Here is a 17,996-nt window from a genome sequence, read left to right on the forward strand (position 1 = left end):
CACCTAGCGACGGTGGGCGATCAGCAGCACCCCCGCGCCCACCGGCGTCAGCACGCTCTCGACGTCGCGGTCCGCGTCCACGACGGCGCGGAACTCGGCCACCTGCTCGGCGTGGGAGGTGCAGTTGTCCACCGCGATCAACCCGTCGCCAGCCAGGACGCGGCGAAGGTCGGGCCAGTACGCCGCGTACGCCGAGCGGTCGGCGTCGAGGAAGATGAGATCCCACGCCCCATCGGGCTGGTCCCTCAGGAACGCCCCCGCGTCCGCGACGACCAGGCGGACGCGATCCGCCAGCCCGACCTCGGCCAGGTTCTTTGCCGCTTCGGCCGAGCGTCCCTTGTCGTCGTCGACGCTGACGACCTCGCCGCCCTCGCCCGCGGCGTCCGCGAGCCAGATGCCGGAGTATCCGTTGGAGGTGCCGATCTCCAGGATCGGCCCCGGCGGGCGTCCCGACACCAGAAGGTGCAGGAGTTCGGCGCCGGCGCGCTCGACGTTGCGGTACTGGCGGTCATGATCGGGCTCGTCCTCGTCGTGCGCGCGTCCCGAGCGCAGCAACTCATCCAAGAACTTCAGCGTGGTGGCCTCCATGGCACCTCCCTTGACGGCGGCATTCTCGCATGCCGGCCGTCACTGCCTCTGAGATCCCCCGGACGCCGGTTGGTCGGGGCGACAGGACTCGAACCTGCGGTCTCCTGCTCCCAAAGCAGGCGCGCTAGCCACTACGCTACGCCCCGGTGAGGCGCCAGCTTACGGCGTCGGGCGCCTAGATGCCCAACTCCCCCAGCAACAGCCAGCCCAGCGCCGCGGCGTCCACGTGATCACGCTGGGCCTCGTCGGCCAGCAGCAACCGCTGCGCCTTCTCCGCGCAGCGCGCCGCCCGGATGCTCCCTGCCCAGCTCTCGGGAGACAGCCGCAGCAGCCCGATGCGCCGCGCGGCCTCCTGCGCCGAGACGCCCAGGCTCTGCCCGGGCAGCAGGTCGCCCAGGGAGTTGATCAGCCCGTCCAGCAGGGACGCCGACCGCTCGCCGAACTGCCGCGCCACCAGCGCGAGTTCGAGGTTCGCCAGGTCGCTGTCCGAGCGCCGGGTCAACACGTCCTGCACACGTGCGGGCGCGCCGCCGCTGACGCCGAAGCTCGTGAGCAGCAGCTTCATCGCGACCATTCCGAAGCCGGGCGCGACCGCGCATTCGTCCAGGGTCCCCCAGGCGTCCGCCAGCAGTGACTCGTCGCGGGTCGCCCCGGCCAACACGGCCGCGATGGCGACCGATTCGAGGTCGCGGCGGTCGAGCCAATCCTCGCGCTCGAGCCAATCCAGCGCCGACTCGGGGTCGGCGCACAGCCCGCGTCCCATCGCCTCCGCCACGAGCAGCCCCGCGCCGGATGAGCGCGACGACGGACGCCGCGACTTCGTCACCTCGACCAGCGGGGGCACCAGCTCCTCCAGCCGAGGTGCGGACGCGATCGACACCCGGCGCACGCCTTGCACGCCGTGCAGGCTGACGGCGCCGTGGCCGGGCCGGTCGCCGCCGACGACGGCCACGGCGTCCACGTGCGTGACCCGCATGTGCGGCCCGCCGACCACGCCTTCGTCGGGCGTCCGGAACTCGACCTCGTCGCCGGCGTCCACGATCACCTCCGGCAGCCAGGCCGGCAGCAGCGCGCCGAGCCCGGCGAGCGTCGCGCGCCGCTCGATCGTCAGGGACGCCTGGTGCCGCCGGAAGGCGCCGAGCGTCCCGTGCGGCGGCGCCAGGTGGAACGCCGTGCCCGGTTGCGGCTGTGACGCGAACGCCGGGACGTCCTTCGCGGCCCGCAGGAAGCCTTGGCGAAGCCGCAGCACCACCACGGGCCCCTCGCCCTGTGGGGGCGCCAGCGCGATGAACCCGTCCAGATCCGTGGTCCACGCCCAGCCCGACACCCCGTCCGCCGGCACCACGGCCAGCCCCAGGTCGGGGAGCTCGACCGGCCGGTCGCCGCGGTTGTCGGCGCTCACCGACAGCGTCCACGAGTCGAGGTCGTCGAACAGCCGCACCCGGGTCTCGACGGCGTCCGACCGGGACAGCAACAACTCGCCCTCGCCCGGCTCGAACCCGGGCACCTCCTCGCCGGGCAAGCCGATCATCAGCGTGCACCACCGCGTCCCCTGCGGCTCGTCGATGAGCAGCCGACGACGGGACGCGTCGGGCGTCACGCGCAGGGCCGGGTCCGTCACCGCGGGCGTCCCCGCGATCCCTCGGGCTGGCAGCTCGGGCACCAGTACAGGTTGCGCCCCTGCAGGGTGGCGCGGGCCACAGGCGTGCCGCACCGCAGGCAGGGGTCGCCGGCCCGTCGGTACACGTAGACCTCGCCGCCGTGCCGGTCAACGCGCGGCGGGCGTCCGGTCGCCTCGGGGGTGTCCTCGTCCTCGACCGTGTCGATGCGGCCGTCGCGCACCCCCAGCGCCATCAGCGTCACCAGGTCGGCCCACATCGAGTCGAAGGTCGCCCGATCGAGCTGGACTCCCGGCAGCGCGGGGTCGATCCGGTGCCGGAACAACACCTCGGCTCGGTAGATGTTCCCTACCCCGGCGAAGATGGCCTGATCCATGAGCAGCGCTCCGATGGCCCGCTTCGAGCGGTGCACCTTCGCCCAGGCACGCTCAGGGTCCGCGTCCGGGCGCAGCGGGTCGGGGCCGCTGGAGGCGATGGCCTCGTCGCGCTCGGCGCCGGTGACGAGCCGGCACCAGGCGGGCCCGCGCAGGTCGGCGGCGTGGCCGTCCACAGCAATGCGCAGCCGCAGCGTCTCGGGGCTGGCGGGCACGTCGTCCGGCCCGAACCGCCACTTGCCGATGAGACCCAGGTGCACCCAGACGACCCGATCGCCGGCGAAGTCGATGAAGAGGTGCTTGCCGACGGCGTCCGCACCCACCAGCACGGTGCCGGTCAGGAGTTCGGCGGCGTCCGCGAAGCGGCCCTGGGGGCTGGTCACCCGCACGTGCCGTCCCGCGAAGAGGCGCGAGATCTCGGCGGCTTGGCGATGAATGACGTGGCCCTCGGGCATGGCGACCTCTCGACTCGGACGTGAGCCCGCGAGTCTACTCCGGGACGCCCGCGGCCCCACGAGCCGGCCGCCCGGTGCAGGCGCCCCCGCCTGCTGCAGACCGTGCCTACTGAGCGGCCTTCGGCGCCACGTGGTCGTCCTCGTACTGCGTCAACATGGCGATGCGGCGCACGTGACGCGGGTCTTCGGAGAAGGGCGTCTCAAGGAACGTCCGGACGATCTCGAACCCCACATCGAGCGGCTGCATCCGGCCGCCGAGCGCGACGAGGTTGGCGTTGTTGTGCTCGCGGCCCAGCCGGGCCAGCTCGGGGTTGTAGGCGAGCGCACACCGGACGCCCGGCACCTTGTTCGCGGCGATCTGCTCGCCGTTGCCGGAGCCGCCGAGCACGATGCCGAGCGAGCCGGCATCCGCGACGACGGCCTCGGCGCACGGGATGATGTAGACGGGATAGTCGTCCTGGGCGTCATAGGTGGACGCACCGTGGTCGATGACCTCGTAACCCAGGTCGCCGAGTTCCTTGACCAGGTACTGCTTCAGGTCGAAGGCGGCGTGATCGGTAGCAATGTGAACGCGCATGGTTCACTATTGCACTCTCTCCCACCGACCACGAGGGCCTGACCGACTCCGGTCAAGAACGGCGTCCGCCGCCGCTCAGTCGAAGATGGGGCCGACGTCGCGGGAGCGCTTGAGTTCGAAGAACCCGGAGTAGGCGGTGACCTTCTCGACGCCGTCGAACAGCTGACCGGCCTCCTCGCCCTTCGGCGCCGGCGAGATCACCGGGCCGAACAGCGCCTTGCCGTTGATGTGGATCACCGGCGTGCCGACGTCGTCGCCCACCGGGTCCATGCCCTCGTGGTGGGACGCCCGCAGCGCGTCGTCGTTCTCGTCGGTCAGGCCGGCCTGGGCCAACTCGGCGGGCAGACCGGCCTCGACCAGCGCCTGCTCGACGGTGGCGATCTCCTTCGGCTCGCCGCCCGGGTGGAAGCGCGTCCCGACGGCGGTGTAGAACTCGGCGAGCTTGTCCGATCCGTGCTCCTGCTCGACCTTCAAAGCGACGCGCGCGGGGAGCCACGCCGCATCCATCGCGGCGCGGTAGCTCTCGGGCAGGTCACGCCCCTCGTTGAGCACCGCCAGGCTCATGACGTGGAACACGGTCTTCACGTCGCGGACCTTCTCGACCTCGAGCATCCAGCGGGACGCCATCCAGGCCCAGGGGCACGTCGGGTCGAACCAGAAATCAACCTTGGTTGTCATGGCGACCAGCCTACGTGGCCGCGACCGGCGTCAACAGCGCGCACCCCCGCTGTGAAAAGCCTGCGTCGGCGCTCCCCTTGTGGCCAGTGTCGCAAAGGATAGTGTTCCCCCGATACCGACAGGCACCACCGGTTAGGACAACCATGTTTTCGGCCAACATCACCCGCGACGAGGCGGCACGCCGCTCCGAGCACCTCACCACGCAGTCGTACGACGTGCTCGTCGACCTGTCCGGGCGGGCGCCCGACGGCACGCCCCTCGAGGCGCCGGAGACGCACTTCGTGTCCACCACCCGCGTGCGCTTCCACGCCGACGACTACGACACCGACATCAACCTGATCGCTGACAAGGTCTACTCGGCGAGCCTGGACGGTCACGAACTGCTGCCCGAGGCGTTCGACGGCGAACACCTCGAGTTCTACGCCACCGACGGCGATCACGAGCTCGTCGTCACGGCGCTGTGCCGCTACTCCCGCACCGGCGAGGGGTTGCACCGCTTCGTCGACCCCGTGGACGACCGCGTCTACCTCTACACCCAGTTCGAGTCCGCGGACGCCCGCCGCATGTTCGCGTGCTTCGATCAGCCCGACCAGAAGGCGACCTTCGCGTTCACGGTGATCGCGCCGGCGTCCGGCCAGGTGCTGTCGAACTCGGCCGCGGTCGAGCCCACGCCGCTCGGCGACGGCTTCGCGCGCTGGGAATTCGCGCCGACCCCGCGCATCTCCCCCTACATCACCGCGATCTGCGTCGGAGAGTTCCACACCGTCCATGACGTGTACCCGACGCCGCAGGGCGACCGCCCGCTGTCGATCTCGGTGCGCCAGTCCCTGGCGGAGCACCTGGACGCCGAGCGCATCTTCACCACGACCAAGCGTGGCTTCGAGGTGTTCGAGGAGGCCTTCGGACGCCCCTACGCCTTCGACGACTACGCGCAGGTCTTCGTCCCCGAGTTCAATTTCGGCGCCATGGAGAACGCGGGCTGCGTCACGTTCCGCGACGAGTACATCTTCCGGTCCCGCATGACGGCGGCGAACTACGAGTCGCGCGACAACACGATCCTGCACGAGATGGCCCACATGTGGTTCGGCGACCTGGTGACCATGTGGTGGTGGGACGACCTGTGGCTCAACGAGTCCTTCGCTGAATGGGCCTCCCACTACGCCCAACAACAGATCGCGGCGCGCTACGGAACCGGCGTCGACCCGTGGTCCTCCTTCGGCAACCAGCGCAAGACGTGGGCCTACCGGCAGGATCAGCTGCCCTCGACCCACCCGATCGCCGCCGACATGGTCGACCTGGAGGCCGTCGAGCTGAACTTCGACGGCATCACCTACGCCAAGGGCGCCTCCGCGCTGCGCCAGCTCGTCGCCTTCGTCGGTGAGGACGCCTTCCTCGCCGGGGTCCGGGCCTACTTCGCCGAGCACGCGTGGGGAAACACCCACCTGGACGACCTGCTCGTCAAGCTCGAGGAGGCCTCGGGGCGCGACCTGTCCTTCTACACCCAGCAGTGGCTGCAGACCACCGGCGTGAACACGGTGGCCGCCGAGTTCGACACGGACGACGAGGGCCGCTTCACCCGCGTCTCGCTGCGGCAGACGGCGACGGCCGAGCACCCGACCCTGCGGCAGCACCGCATCGGCGTGGGCCTGTACAACCTCGTCGACGGACGCCTCGAGCGCACCGATCGTGTCGAACTCGACCTCACGTCGACCCCCGACGCGGGCGGCGACGGCCTGACCGCGCACACCGACGTCGACGAGCTCGTCGGCAAGCAGCGTCCCGACCTGCTGCTGCTCAACGACGACGACCTCACCTACGCGAAGATCCGCCTGGACGATCGCTCGCTCGCCACGCTCGTGGGCAATATCGAGAAGCTCGAGTCCCCGCTGGCCCGCTCGCTGTGCTGGGGCGCCGCCTGGGACATGTGCCGCGACGCCGAGTTCGCTCCGTCCGACTACGTCGATCTCGTGCTGCGCGGCGTCGGGATCGAGACCGACCTGACCGCCGTCAGCGCCGTCCTCGCGCAGGCTCGCACGGCCATCGACCAGTACTCCGCCCGCGACCGCAGCGTCGCGCTGGCCGACCGGTTCTCCGGGGGCGTGGCGCGGCTGCTGAAACAGGCCGAGCCCGGATCCGACCACCAGCTCGCCCTGGCCCGCGCCGTGTCGAGCTCGATCCGCGACGAGGTCGGCGCAGCCGTCCTCAAGGCCTGGCTCGCCGGCGAGGAGGTGCCCCCGGGTCTGGCCATGGACGCCGACCTCCGCTGGCGCGTCCTGACCGACCTGGCACGGGTGGGCGCGATCGAAGGCGCGGACATCGATGCCGAGGCCCGACGCGACGCCACCGCCACCGGCGCCGAGAAGGCGGCCGGCGCGCGGTCCGCGCTGAAGAGCGCCGAGAGCAAGGAGTTGTCCTGGCGCCGCGCCGTCGCCGAGGACACCCCCAACGAGACGCACGTCCAGATCTGCGGCCAGTTCGTGCAGAGGGGCCAGGACGACCTGCTGGCGCCGTATGCCGAGAAGTACCTCGACGTCATCGCCGCGATGTCGGACGGCCGCGACGGCTGGGGCGACAAGAGCTCGGCCATCCGCCAGCACGTCGTCTCGATGCTGTTTCCGCGCACCGTGGCCGACCACGCCTTCCTCGACCGGTTGGACGGCTGGCTCGCCGAGCATCCGCTGAACGACTTCGTCGGACGCCTGTTCGCCGAGCGCTGCGACGACGCCCGGAGGGCGCTGCGCTGCCAGCAGGCGGACGCCGCGCGGCGCTGATCCCAGGCGAGCGGCCGGCCGCCCGAGGCGGAGCGCCGGGTCGGTAGAGTCCGGGGAATGCTGAGAGTCAAGGACATCGTCGGCTGGATCACCGAGGCCTACCCGCCCTCGCTCGCCGAGGACTGGGACCGCATCGGGCTGGGCTGCGGCGACCCGGACGCCGAGGTCGGCTCGGTGCTACTGGCGATCGACCCGACCGCGGACGTCGTCGCCGAGGCTCGCCGGACAGGCGCCCAGCTGTTGCTCACCCACCATCCGTTGCTGCTGCGCGGCCTCCACGCGGTGCGCCGAGACGAGCCCAAGGGCCGGGTGTTGTTCGACCTCATCGAGGGCGGTATCGCGCAGCTGGCGGCGCACACGAACGCCGACTCGGCCGCGTCCGGGGTCTCGGACGCGCTGGCCGACGTCCTCGGGCTGATCGACCGGCGCCCGCTGCAGCCGCAGCCCGGTCCGGCCCTCGACAAGGTCGTCACCTTCGTGCCGCCGGAGCACGTCGAGGCGGTGATCGACGCCTTGGCCGACGCCGGCGCGGGCGCGATCGGCGACTACGACCGCTGCGCGTTCACCTCGCCGGGCACGGGGCAGTTCCGGCCGTTGCCGGGGGCCGAGCCCTTCCTGGGCGACGTCGGGGAGCTGGAGCGCACCCCCGAGGTGAGGGTCGAGCTCGTCCTGCCGCGCGGCCGCCGCGCCGGCGTTCTGCGCGCGCTGCGGGCGTCCCACCCCTACGAGGAGCCCGCGTTCGACCTGCTGGAGCTGGCCGCCGAGCCCTCGGACGCCGGCCTCGGCCGCGTCGGACGCCTCCCCGAGCCGCTGCCCGCCCGCGAGGTCGCCCGCCGGCTGGCCGCAGGCCTGCCGCCGACGGCGACGGGGGCGCGGCTGGGCGGGGACCCCGACAGGACGATCGCCACGGTGGCGGTGCTCGGCGGCGCCGGTGACTCGCTGCTCGACGACGTCCTCCTTACGGACGCCGACCTGTACGTCACGTCCGACCTGCGCCACCACCCCGCACAGGACTTCCTCGCTCGCCCCGGCGCCCCGGCGCTCGTCGACGTCCCGCACTGGGCGGCCGAGTGGACGTGGCTGCCGCACGCCGAGCAGATGCTGACGCGCCGGGCATCCGAGGCGGGCGCCGCCCTCACCACAACGGTCTCGACCCTTAACACCGACCCCTGGGTCGAGCGCTTCGGGGGCTGACACGACGACGCGCCCGGCGCCGAGGCGTCGGGCGCGTGGGCCGCACGCCGCTCGAGGCGGCGGAACCGATCCACGGGCGCGTCCCCGCGCGGTCACGGGTGACGCGCCGACGGTCAGTGGGCGGGGTTGCGCACCTCGACCGGCTCGTCGCGCCGGCTCTCGAGCATGGCCGGGGCGTCCTTCTCGACGAGGCCGGCATTCTCGCGGGCCTTCCGGCCCTGGAGGGCGTCCATCGGGAGCTCCTCGGCGTCGTCCTTGCCCATCCAGGTGCGGCCCATCGTCAACGCGAGGATGATCACCGCCACCACGACGGGGATGAGCAGGACGAACCAGAGGATGTCCAGGGCACCGTGGGCGGGGGCCTCCGGATAACCGGGCAGGGTCTGCAGGGGGATCAGGATCGCGCTCAACGGTGACATGGGAGAACCGTAGCGAATCCGTGCGCTAGATTGAACGCTCGATGGCCTCCCGGTGTGGCATCGGTAGGCAGGACGACCCGAGGAGCACCGGTGACACAGTTCCATGGCGGCGCGAGGACGGTGTGGGACGCCTCCGCCATCTCCCGGGCGCTGACCCGGATGGCGCACCAGATCATCGAGGCGAACGCAGGGGCCGAGGGCCTGACGCTGCTCGGCATCCCGACGCGCGGCGCCCCGCTCGCGCACCGCTTCGCTCGCCTGATCGGCGAGGCCGAGGGCGTCGAGGTCCCCGTCGGTGAGCTCGACGTCACCATGTACCGCGACGACCTCCGCCGCCAGCCCGTGCGCCCGGTCGGCCGCACCCGCGTCCCGCGCGACTCCGTGGACGACCGCGTCGTCGTCCTGGTCGACGACGTCCTCAACTCCGGCCGGACGATCGCCGCCGCGCTCGAGGCGATCAAAGACCTGGGCCGCCCGCAAGCCGTCCGGCTGGCCGTCCTCGTCGACCGGGGGCATCGCGAGCTCCCGATCCAGGCCGACCACGTCGGCAAAGACCTGCCCACCTCACGGGCCGAGCGGGTCGACGTCCACCTCAGCGAGGTCGACGGCGAGGACGGCGTGCTGATCGCCACCGGCGAGGAGGGCTGATGCGACACCTCCTGAGCACCGCCGACCTCAGTTCGGCCGAGGCGACCGCCATCCTGGACGTGGCCGAGGAGATGCACGACGTGCAGAGCCGGCCCGTGAAGAAGCTGCCGACGCTGCGCGGCAAGACCATCGTCAACATGTTCTTCGAGGACTCCACCCGCACCCGCACCTCCTTCGAGATCGCCGGGAAGTGGATGAGCGCCGACACCATCAACGTGTCCGCCAAGGGCTCCTCGGTGAGCAAGGGCGAGTCGATGCGCGACACCATGCTGACCCTGGACGCCATGGGCGTCGACTGCTTCGTCATCCGCCACCCCAGCTCCGGAGCGCCGCGACAGGCGGCCGGCTGGGTCACGGCGAGCGTCATCAACGCCGGTGACGGCCAGCACGAGCACCCCACCCAGGCGCTGCTCGACGCGTTCACCCTGCGCCGCCACTTCCGCGAGACCGCCGACGGCGAATTCGCCGGCAAGCGCCTCGTCATCGTCGGCGACCTGCTGCACAGCCGGGTGGTGCGCAGCAACGTCCTGCTGCAGCGCACGCTGGACGCCCAGGTGACCCTCGTCGCTCCCCCGACGCTGCTGCCGACGGACGTGGAGACCTGGGGGGTCAGGGTCACCCAAGACTTCGACGCCGCGCTGGCGGACGCCGACGCCGTCATGATGCTGCGTGTGCAGCGCGAGCGGATGTCGGGCGGGTTCTTCCCCACCGCGCGGGAGTACGCGGAGAACTACGGGCTCACCGCCGAGCGGCTGCACCGGTTGCGCCCGACCACGGCGATCCTGCACCCCGGCCCCATGAACCGGGGCGTCGAGATCTCCAGCGAGGCGGCCGACGCGACCGCGTCCCGCGTGCTGGACCAGGTATCGGCCGGCGTCGCCGTCCGGATGAGCGTGCTGTATCACCTCCTCGGCGGAGGGGAAGGAAACCGATGAGCGACCTGCTGATCACCGGCGCGAGGCTGGCCGACGGGACCACCGGCGACCTGGGCGTTCGCGAGGGTGTCTTCGTCGACCCGGCCGACCTCGGCGGCGACGCCGAGCGCCTCGACGCCGAGGGGTTGCTCGCCCTGCCCGGCCTGGTCGACCTGCACACCCACCTGCGCGAGCCCGGCCGCGAGGACGCCGAGACGGTCGCCACCGGCACGCGCGCGGCGGCCCGGGGCGGCTACACGGCGGTGTTCGCGATGGCGAACACCGACCCCGTCACCGACACCGCGGAGTCCGCCGCCTACGTCGCCCATCTGGGGCGCCGCGACGGCGACTGCGAGGTCGTCCCGGTCGGCGCCGTCAGCCGGGGGCTGGCCGGCGAGGAGCTCGCGGAGCTGGGCCTGATGGCCGAGCACGCCGGCGTCACCGTGTTCTCCGACGACGGCCGTTGCGTCCACGATCCGCTGCTGATGCGGCGCGCACTGACCTACCTGAAGCCCTATGACGCGGTCCTCGCCCAGCACGCGCAGGACCCGCGCCTGGCCGGTCCAGGCGCCTGCTGCCACGAGTCACAGATCCAGGGCGTCCTCGGGCTGCCGGGCTGGCCGAGCGTGGCCGAGTCGGCGATCATCGCCCGCGACGTCATGCTCGCCGAGTACTGCGGCGCGCGTTACCACGCCTGCCACGTGTCGACCGCCGAGAGCGTCGACGTCCTGCGCTGGGCGAAGAAGCGCGGCGTCCAGGTGACTGCCGAGGTCACCCCGCACCACCTGCTGCTGCAGACCGAGGAGGTCGCCGGGTACGACACCACCTATAAGGTGAACCCTCCGCTGCGCACCCGCGAGCACGTCGACGCGGTCCGCGAGGCGCTCGCGGACGGCACGATCGACGCCGTAGCGACGGACCACGCGCCACACGCCCAGCAGGACAAGGACCACCCCTTCGACGTCGCCCTGCCGGGGATGATCGGCCTCGAGCAGTCGCTCGCCGTGGTCATGGAGGTCATGGTGAACTCCGGCCGCATGGACTGGCCGACGCTGGTGAAGCGCATGTCGGCCACCCCGGCCGAGATCGGACGCCTCCGGCACCAGGGCCGCCCGATCGCGGTCGGCGAGCCGGCCAACCTCGTCCTCGTCGACCCGGACGCCCGAGCCGTGGTGGACGCCGCGGCGTCGGCGTCCAAGGCGCGCAACAACCCCTATGGCGGACGCGAGCTGCCCGATCCGGTCGTCGCGACGGTGTGGGCGGGACGCCGCACCTACCAGCGCTGACGCCGATGGTCGAGCCGATGACCGGGGCGGGCAGCCACACCTCAGCAGCCCGCCACCCGGTGATGCGCTGGGTGGACCGCCACAAGTACGCCCTCGCCGCGCTGTACGTGCCGGTGTTCCTGATCTGGTTCATGGCGCTGGAGGCCCGCCCGCCCGGCGGCGAGTGGGTGGCCTACAACCCGCTGGACGACCTCATCCCGTTCCGCGAGGAGTTCATCCTCGCCTACGCGGCCTGGTTCCCCTACCTCCTGGGCTTCGTGTGGTGGATTCTGGCCCGGCCGAAGGGCCGCACCGAGTTCCCGCGGGCGGCGACGCTGCTCATCACCGGCATGACGGTCTGCATGGTCATCTACACGTTCTGGCCGAACACCCAGCTGCTGCGTCCGAACCCTTATCCCCGCGACAACGTCTTCACCGACATCGTCAAAGCACTGCAGGGCTTCGACACTCCCACCAACGTCTGCCCCAGCCTGCACGTCTACACGTCGTTGGTGGTCAACCACTGCATCCAGCGCAGCCCCCAGCTACGCGGCCGGACCTGGCTGCGCGCCGGATCGTGGGTGCTGCTGGTGCTGATCGCCTCGTCCACGGTGTTCCTCAAGCAACACTCCGTCGTGGACGTCTTCTGGGCCGTCGTGCTGTTCGTGGCCCTGGTATGGGCGAGCAGGCTGGTCTACCGGTCCGTGGAGAAGCATCGGTCCCGGACCCCCTGACCGAAGCCAGGCGATCCGGGACCGACGAAAGCGGCCTGCCTCAGGCGTCCAGCTCCTGGGCCAGGGACAGGATCGAGGAGCGGGCGCCCGGATCGGCGATGCCGAGGAAGTCGCACACCTTGACGACCGACTCCTCCAGCGTGCCTTCGCCCAGCGGCTTGACCTGGTCGGCGCGGACGTCGTTGATCGGCGCGCCCTTACCGCGCAGGTGCAGCGTCCAGGCCGCGATCGCCCGCTCGGCGCCGATCGGCTCGTTGCCGGCGGCGCGCTCGGCGTTCAGCGCGGGGACGATGCGGATCGGCAGCTTCTGCGAGCCGTCGGCCGCGATGCGGGCCAGCTGGTCCTTCATGCGCGGGTTCTCGAAGCGCTCGACGAGCGCCTTGCGGTAAGCGGTGACCTCCTCGTCCGGCAGCGGCAGCTGCTTCTGCGCGACGTCCCACCACTGGTCGACCCAGCCGCGGATCTCGGGGTCGCTGATCGCCTCGTAGACGGTCTCCTTGGCCTTGACCGTGGCCGCGTAGGCCATCAGCGAGTGCGAGCCGTTGAGCAGCCACAGCTTGCGGAGCTCGTGCGGGGTGATGTCGTCGACGAACTGGGCGCCGCTCGCCTCCCACTGCGGACGTCCCGCCCTGAAGTCGCCGGAGATGACCCACTCGACGAACGGCTCGGTCGCCACGGCGGCCGGATCCTCCACGCCGGTCTCCTCGGCGACGGCCTGGAGCACCTCGTCGGACGCCTTCGGGGTGATGCGGTCGACCATCGTGGTGGCGAAACCGACGTGCTCGTCGATCCAGCCGGACAGCGAGGGGTCGACGATCTGCGCGAGGTCACGGATGACGCGCTCCGCCATCGCGCCGTTGTCGGGGACGTTGTCGCACGGCAGGAACGTGATGGCGCCGGCGTCCGCGTCGCGGCGGGCCACGAGCCCGGCGACGAACTTGCCGGGGGCCGTCTTCACGTCGGCGAGCTTGCCGGCCTTGATGACCTCGATGTCGGCCTTGACGCCGGCGTCGTCGGTGTCGAGGCCGCCCTCCGCGTTACGGACGTAGCCGCCCTCGGTGACGGTCGAGCTGATAATGGCGACCTGCGGGTCGGCGAAGTACTCCATCAGCTTGGCGACGTCCTGGCCCGGGTGGGTGTCGGAGATGGACGAGATGACCTCGTACTTGTTGCCCTCGGGCTGCTGCACGACGAGGGTGTAGAGGCCGTCCTGCTCCTTCATCAGGTCGGAGACGCCGGTGGTGCGACCGGAGAACGCAGCGATGCCCCACTGGTCGGCGTCGGGGGCCGTCTCGGTGTACCAGGCCTCGTGGGCGCGGAAGAAGTTACCGAGGCCGATGTGGACGATCTTCACCGGAGCCGCCGGGCGGCCGTCCTGGCTTCGATTGAGTCGACGAGTCACGTGTGATCACCTTTCTGCGACATCTCTTCGATGAGTCGGGAAGGAGTTGACGTATCCGCGAGCCTAGGCCATGGGTCCCCGCCCGGCGCCAGGGGTTGCTGACTCTTGACACCGCAGCCGTGGTCGGCGGCTCGGCGTCCGCGGGCGAGGCAATTCGCGTCCGCACGGGGCGCAACGCGAGAGCGACCTCTTATGCTGTGGCCAACGCACGATGCCGTGACCAGATGGGACCCCGCCGTGACTGAACTGATTCATCCGCCCGTCGACACCGTGGGCGGCCCGCACCAGACCGTGTCGGAGGAGCACCTGGACGCCTTCGTCGCGAAGAACCTCGACCCGATCGACTTCGACGGCAAGAAGGTCGTCCTGATCGTCCCGGACGGAACCCGCAGCTGCCCGCTCCCCCTGATCGTCCGCACGGTGCACAAGCACCTGATCGACCGCGTCGCGTCGCTGGAGTGCGTGATCGCGCTGGGGACCCACTCGTACATGGAGCCGGACGAGATCGAGCGCTGGTTCGGCGTCGAGCCCGGCGGCCTCGAGGCGGCCTATCCCGGCATGACGATCGTGAACCACGAGTGGGACGACCCGTCCATGATCGTCAACGTCGGCACGCTCACGGCCGAGCAGATCAAGGAGCTCTCCGAGGGCTCGATGGAGGAGGAAGTCCCCGTCGAGATCAACCGCCGCGTCGTCGAGGCGGACATCAACCTGGTCCTCGGACCGGTCTTCCCGCACGAGGTCGTCGGCATCTCCGGCGGCAACAAGTACTTCATCCCGGGCTGCGCCACCCACGAGGCGATCGACCTGTCGCACTGGGTGGGAGCGCTCATCGGCGTCGAAGACATGATCGGCAAGCCCGGCATCACGCCCGTACGCGCGATCATCAACGCGGGCTCCGAGCTCATCCCCAGTAGCCGGCTCGCGATCTGCATGGTCGTCCAGTCCGGCTCCGGTGAACTCGAGTTCGCCGCCTTCGGCACCACCGAGGACTCCTGGGCCGAGGCCGCCAAGGTCGCCTCCGAGACCCACGTCGTCTACGTCGACGAGCCCTTCAAGAAGGTCCTCGCGATGATGCCGACGCGTTACGACGACATCTGGACGGCCGCCAAGGGCTGCTACAAGACCCAGCCGGCGATGGCGGACGGCGGCGAGGTCGTCATCTACGCGCCGCACGTCACCGAGGTGTCCGAGGTCCACAAGGAGATCTACGACATCGGCTACCACTGCATCGAGTACTTCACGAAGCAGTGGGACCGGTTCAAGGATGTGCCCAAGGGCGTGCTCGCACACTCCACGCACGTGCGCGGCGCCGGCACCTATGACCCGGAGACGGGCGTCGAGAACAACCGCATCAAGGTGACGCTCGCCACCCAGATCCCGCCGGAGGTCTGCGCCCAGGTGAACATGGGCTACCTCGACCCCGACACGATCGACATCGAGCAGTGGGAGGCCGACCCCGAGGTCACCGTCCAGCCCAACGCGGGCGAGATCCTCTACCGCCTGGCCTCCGAGAAGGCCTGACCCTCTCCCGGCGTCCGGACGGCCGCGGCGCGCCGCGGCCGTCGCGTGAGGTCGGGCGGGCTCGTCCGGAGCGGGGATCAGGAGGCGGCGGGCCCTGTGCTGTGCCGGACGATGAGCCGCACCGGGACCGTGAGCGGCGGCTGCTCCGGGGCGCCGTTGTGGCCCAGCGAGGAGACGATGAAGCGGACGGCCGAGTCGCCGAGCATCGTGAGCGGGGCGGCGATCGTCGTCAGGCCGGGTTCGACGAGCCCGGAGGCGAAGTTGTTGTCGAAACCGATGATGCTGACGTCGCGCGGAACCGTCACCCCCCGCTCGGCCAGCCCCTTCATCAGGCCGATGGCCATCACGTCGTTGTAGCAGATGACCGCCTTGAGACGTCGCCCGGCGATGACCTCGGCGGCCGCGTGCCCACCGTGCAGCGTCGGCGCGAACGGTCCCACCCTGTTCTCGACCAAGCCGAACTCACGGGCCGAGTCGCGCACGGCCCGCCAGCGCACCCCGTCCGCCCAGGACGCCTCCGGCCCGGCCAGGTAGGTGATGTTGCGGTGGCCGTGCGCGAGCAGGTGCTGCACGGCCGCGCGGATGCCCTGGGGCATATCCGGCACGATGCAGTGCAGGCCGGAGACCCGCCGGTTCAGCACCACGAGGGGCATCGTCTTGGCCATCGTGCGGAGCTCGGTGTCCGACAGGCGCGAACTGGCGATCACGAGGCCGTCCAGCACCGGCATGGCGCGGCGCAGCATCTCGCGCTCCAGCGCCGGCGACTCCTGGGAGTCGGTGAGCGACACCATGAAACCGGCCTCGGCGGCGGCCGCCTGGGAGCCCCGGATGACCCGGAAGTTGAACGGGTTGGTGATGTCGGCGACGGCCAAGCCGATCATCTTCGTCTTCTGACGCGCCTGGGACTGGACCTGGCGGCTGCGGTAGCCGAGCTGCTCGGCGACCTTGCGGATCCTCTCGGCCGTCTGCGCCGAGACGCGGCCAGGCCGGGAGAACGCCCGCGACACCGTCGAAGGGCTCACACCAGCGACCTTCGCGACGTCGTAGATCGTCGCGTCGCCCCGGTTCTCGTCCGCTTCCCTGCCCACTCCCGAACCCTAAACGAGGTGGCAACCTGTTGCAACGGGGGAAAGGTGGGCGCGTTATGGCCGCGTTCCTCCGCGCCTCATACGCGCAAGGGCGGCGGCGCGAAAAGTCTCGCGCCGGCGCCCTCAGGCGATTCGTTCGCCGGGGAGGCAGCCGATCAGGCGGGGATGCTGAACACGTGCGTCGGGATGTCGACGACGAGCTCGTGCGCGAGCTCCTCGGCCTCTTCCATCGTGAGGCGGTGTTCGGCGACCAGCTCCGACAGATGCACGCAGTCGAGACGACGCGACATGTCGTGGCGGGCCGGGATCGACAGGAACGCGCGGGTGTCGTCGATGAAGCCGGACGTCTTGTAGAAGGTGCCGTACTCGGTGACGGCCCGACGGAACCGCTTGATCGCGTCCGGGGCGTCGATGAACCACCACGGGACGCCGACGTACAGCGACGGGTAGAAGCCGGCCAGCGGGCCGAGTTCGCGGCTGTAGACCGTCTCGTCCATGGTGAAGATCACCAGGCGGTAGTTCGGGTTCTTGCCGAACGCGTTGAGAACCGCGTGCAGCCCGTGCACCACGTCCACCGCGGTGGGGGCATCGCTGCCGACGTCGGCGCCGAACCTTTCGGCGGTCGCCTCGTCGTAGTCGCGATAGACGGCCGGGTGCATGGTCATGACCAGGCCATCCTCGGACGCCATCCGCGCCTGCTCGAAGATGAAGGTCTGGCGCAGCGCCTTGCCCTCCTCCGCCGTGATCTTGCCCTGGCGGGCGCGCTCGTAGAGGCGGTCGGCCTCGGCCTTGTCGAGCGGCTCGGTGCCGAGGTCGGCGTGGCTGTGGTCGCTGGAGATGGCGCCGTGGTCCTTGAAGTAGGCGCGGCGGTTCTCCATGGCCTTGATCCAGCCGTCGAAGGTGTCGGTGTTCTCACCGCTGACCTCCGCGAGCTTGTCCATGAGGCCGTTCCAGGCCTCCTTGGCGGGCTCGAGGTACTTGTCGGGGCGGAACGTCGGACGCACCTGGCGCTTGAACGACGCGTCGTTGGCGAGCTTCTCGTGGAAGGCGAGGTCGTCGCACGGGTCGTCCGTGGTCGCCATGAACTTGATGTCGAAGCGGTCCATCAGCGCGCGCGGCTTGAACTCGGGCTTCTCGATCGCGGACTGGATCGTGTCGTAGATCTGGTCGGCGGTTTCCTCGGACGGGGTGACGTCGACGCCGAAGATCTCGACGAGCTCCATCTCCATCCAGTACTTCATCGGGGTACCGCGGTAGAGCTTCCAGTTCTTGCAGAAGATGCGCCACGCGTTGCGGGCCTGGTCGGCGCTGAACTCGCTGCCGACGGGCACCCCGAGGTCGGCGAGGTCGACGCCCTGGCCGTGCATCACGCGGTTCACGTAGTGATCCGGGGTGAGCAGCAGGCTGGCCGGGTCGGAGAACGGGATGTCGTCGGCGATCCAGGCCGGCGGCACATGGCCATGGGGAGAGATGATCGGGAGATCCTTCACCTGCTGGTACAGCTTGCGCGTGATCGCACGCGTCGACTGCTCCGCGGGAAAGAGGCGGTCAGGATTAAGAGTCAACGGCACTGTCATGCCCGTCATTCTTACCCCCGGGCCGCGATGGGCTGCCAGGGGTTGTCGGCAGATGCAACGAAATCGCCTCGCGCGTGACGGGACGGTCACACCGGCCGGCGAATCGCGGCAACCACTCGACCCCGGCGCCCGTTCTTTGATCGAATGGGGAACTGACCGCGAGTGGAGG

16 protein-coding genes and 1 tRNA gene are annotated in these 17,996 nt (G+C 70.6%); 7 read left to right on the forward strand and 10 right to left on the reverse strand.

The window, feature by feature from the left end; genetic code table 11:
• Window positions 1-3 precede the first annotated feature (3 nt).
• The 6 genes from BN1187_RS10070 to BN1187_RS10095 all read right to left on the reverse strand — a co-directional run bounded on the left by BN1187_RS10070 (window position 4) and on the right by BN1187_RS10095 (window position 4,291).
• Window positions 4-588 carry an O-methyltransferase gene (locus BN1187_RS10070; RefSeq protein ID WP_040161342.1) on the reverse strand — a complete coding sequence of 195 codons (585 nt, stop codon included), beginning with the start codon at window positions 586-588 and terminating at the stop codon, window positions 4-6.
• A gap of 70 nt (window positions 589-658) precedes the next feature.
• Window positions 659-734: transfer RNA gene (locus tag BN1187_RS10075), tRNA-Pro, on the reverse strand.
• A gap of 29 nt (window positions 735-763) precedes the next feature.
• Window positions 764-2,251, reverse strand: a complete 1,488-nt coding sequence (locus BN1187_RS10080; RefSeq protein ID WP_147675108.1) for a hypothetical protein — start codon at window positions 2,249-2,251, stop codon at window positions 764-766.
• The gene (locus BN1187_RS10085; RefSeq protein ID WP_040161344.1) at window positions 2,206-3,036 is read right to left on the reverse strand and encodes an Fpg/Nei family DNA glycosylase; all 831 of its coding nucleotides are present in this window, start codon (window positions 3,034-3,036) and stop codon (window positions 2,206-2,208) included. The genes BN1187_RS10080 and BN1187_RS10085 overlap by 46 nt, the downstream gene beginning before the upstream one ends.
• A 106-nt stretch (window positions 3,037-3,142) precedes the next feature.
• Entirely contained in the window at window positions 3,143-3,613 is a 471-nt protein-coding gene (locus BN1187_RS10090; protein WP_040161346.1) for a ribose-5-phosphate isomerase, read from the reverse strand.
• A gap of 75 nt (window positions 3,614-3,688) precedes the next feature.
• A complete protein-coding gene (locus BN1187_RS10095; RefSeq protein WP_040161348.1) occupies window positions 3,689-4,291 on the reverse strand; it encodes a mycothiol-dependent nitroreductase Rv2466c family protein in 603 nt (200 codons plus the stop codon).
• A 143-nt stretch (window positions 4,292-4,434) separates the two neighbouring features.
• On the opposite strand from BN1187_RS10095, the gene pepN reads away from it, so the two are divergent.
• The gene (gene pepN, locus BN1187_RS10100) at window positions 4,435-7,062 is read left to right on the forward strand and encodes an aminopeptidase N (protein WP_040161350.1); all 2,628 of its coding nucleotides are present in this window, start codon (window positions 4,435-4,437) and stop codon (window positions 7,060-7,062) included.
• A 57-nt stretch (window positions 7,063-7,119) separates the two neighbouring features.
• Window positions 7,120-8,256 (forward strand): Nif3-like dinuclear metal center hexameric protein, encoded by a 1,137-nt coding sequence (locus BN1187_RS10105; protein ID WP_040161356.1) that lies wholly within the window; start codon window positions 7,120-7,122, stop codon window positions 8,254-8,256.
• A 113-nt stretch (window positions 8,257-8,369) separates the two neighbouring features.
• Here BN1187_RS10105 and BN1187_RS10110 read toward each other — a convergent pair whose 3' ends face one another.
• Complete coding sequence (locus tag BN1187_RS10110) at window positions 8,370-8,675, reverse strand: hypothetical protein (RefSeq protein ID WP_040161358.1); 306 nt, start codon at window positions 8,673-8,675, stop codon at window positions 8,370-8,372.
• A 90-nt stretch (window positions 8,676-8,765) separates the two neighbouring features.
• On the opposite strand from BN1187_RS10110, the gene pyrR reads away from it, so the two are divergent.
• The 4 genes from pyrR to BN1187_RS10130 are packed head-to-tail and all read left to right on the forward strand — an operon-like array spanning window position 8,766 to window position 12,236.
• The gene (pyrR, locus tag BN1187_RS10115; protein ID WP_072042046.1) at window positions 8,766-9,323 is read left to right on the forward strand and encodes a bifunctional pyr operon transcriptional regulator/uracil phosphoribosyltransferase PyrR; all 558 of its coding nucleotides are present in this window, start codon (window positions 8,766-8,768) and stop codon (window positions 9,321-9,323) included.
• Window positions 9,323-10,258 carry an aspartate carbamoyltransferase catalytic subunit gene (locus BN1187_RS10120; RefSeq protein WP_040161361.1) on the forward strand — a complete coding sequence of 312 codons (936 nt, stop codon included), beginning with the start codon at window positions 9,323-9,325 and terminating at the stop codon, window positions 10,256-10,258. The genes pyrR and BN1187_RS10120 overlap by 1 nt, the downstream gene beginning before the upstream one ends.
• A complete protein-coding gene (locus tag BN1187_RS10125) occupies window positions 10,255-11,523 on the forward strand; it encodes a dihydroorotase (RefSeq protein ID WP_040161363.1) in 1,269 nt (422 codons plus the stop codon). Before BN1187_RS10120 ends, BN1187_RS10125 begins: the two co-directional genes overlap by 4 nt.
• A gap of 17 nt (window positions 11,524-11,540) precedes the next feature.
• The gene (locus BN1187_RS10130; RefSeq protein ID WP_157754769.1) at window positions 11,541-12,236 is read left to right on the forward strand and encodes a phosphatase PAP2 family protein; all 696 of its coding nucleotides are present in this window, start codon (window positions 11,541-11,543) and stop codon (window positions 12,234-12,236) included.
• Between the two features lie 40 nt (window positions 12,237-12,276).
• Here BN1187_RS10130 and BN1187_RS10135 read toward each other — a convergent pair whose 3' ends face one another.
• A complete protein-coding gene (locus tag BN1187_RS10135) occupies window positions 12,277-13,638 on the reverse strand; it encodes a mannitol dehydrogenase family protein (protein ID WP_040161364.1) in 1,362 nt (453 codons plus the stop codon).
• Window positions 13,639-13,875: 237 nt separating this feature from the next.
• Between BN1187_RS10135 and BN1187_RS10140 the strand changes: the two genes are divergently transcribed.
• A complete protein-coding gene (locus tag BN1187_RS10140) occupies window positions 13,876-15,162 on the forward strand; it encodes a lactate racemase domain-containing protein (protein WP_040161365.1) in 1,287 nt (428 codons plus the stop codon).
• A 77-nt stretch (window positions 15,163-15,239) separates the two neighbouring features.
• Here BN1187_RS10140 and BN1187_RS10145 read toward each other — a convergent pair whose 3' ends face one another.
• Complete coding sequence (locus tag BN1187_RS10145; RefSeq protein ID WP_040161372.1) at window positions 15,240-16,250, reverse strand: LacI family DNA-binding transcriptional regulator; 1,011 nt, start codon at window positions 16,248-16,250, stop codon at window positions 15,240-15,242.
• 155 nt (window positions 16,251-16,405) lie between these two features.
• A complete protein-coding gene (gene uxaC / locus BN1187_RS10150) occupies window positions 16,406-17,836 on the reverse strand; it encodes a glucuronate isomerase (RefSeq protein ID WP_390620220.1) in 1,431 nt (476 codons plus the stop codon).
• Window positions 17,837-17,996 lie beyond the last annotated feature (160 nt).

Origin of the sequence: Nigerium massiliense (genome assembly GCF_000826085.1) — a bacterium.
In the GTDB taxonomy this organism is placed as follows: domain Bacteria; phylum Actinomycetota; class Actinomycetes; order Propionibacteriales; family Propionibacteriaceae; genus Propioniciclava; species Propioniciclava massiliense.

Bases quoted from the DNA above. Each gene is read 5' to 3' on its own strand.
- BN1187_RS10070 (WP_040161342.1), bottom strand. From the start codon at position 588: ATGGAGGCCACCACGCTGAAGTTCTTGGATGAGTTGCTGCGCTCGGGA.
- BN1187_RS10085 (WP_040161344.1), bottom strand. From the start codon at position 3,036: ATGCCCGAGGGCCACGTCATTCATCGCCAAGCCGCCGAGATCTCGCGC.
- BN1187_RS10090 (WP_040161346.1), bottom strand. From the start codon at position 3,613: ATGCGCGTTCACATTGCTACCGATCACGCCGCCTTCGACCTGAAGCAG.
- BN1187_RS10095 (WP_040161348.1), bottom strand. From the start codon at position 4,291: ATGACAACCAAGGTTGATTTCTGGTTCGACCCGACGTGCCCCTGGGCC.
- pepN (WP_040161350.1), top strand. From the start codon at position 4,435: ATGTTTTCGGCCAACATCACCCGCGACGAGGCGGCACGCCGCTCCGAG.
- BN1187_RS10105 (WP_040161356.1), top strand. From the start codon at position 7,120: ATGCTGAGAGTCAAGGACATCGTCGGCTGGATCACCGAGGCCTACCCG.
- BN1187_RS10110 (WP_040161358.1), bottom strand. From the start codon at position 8,675: ATGTCACCGTTGAGCGCGATCCTGATCCCCCTGCAGACCCTGCCCGGT.
- BN1187_RS10120 (WP_040161361.1), top strand. From the start codon at position 9,323: ATGCGACACCTCCTGAGCACCGCCGACCTCAGTTCGGCCGAGGCGACC.
- BN1187_RS10125 (WP_040161363.1), top strand. From the start codon at position 10,255: ATGAGCGACCTGCTGATCACCGGCGCGAGGCTGGCCGACGGGACCACC.
- BN1187_RS10130 (WP_157754769.1), top strand. From the start codon at position 11,541: ATGACCGGGGCGGGCAGCCACACCTCAGCAGCCCGCCACCCGGTGATG.
- uxaC (WP_390620220.1), bottom strand. From the start codon at position 17,836: ATGACGGGCATGACAGTGCCGTTGACTCTTAATCCTGACCGCCTCTTT.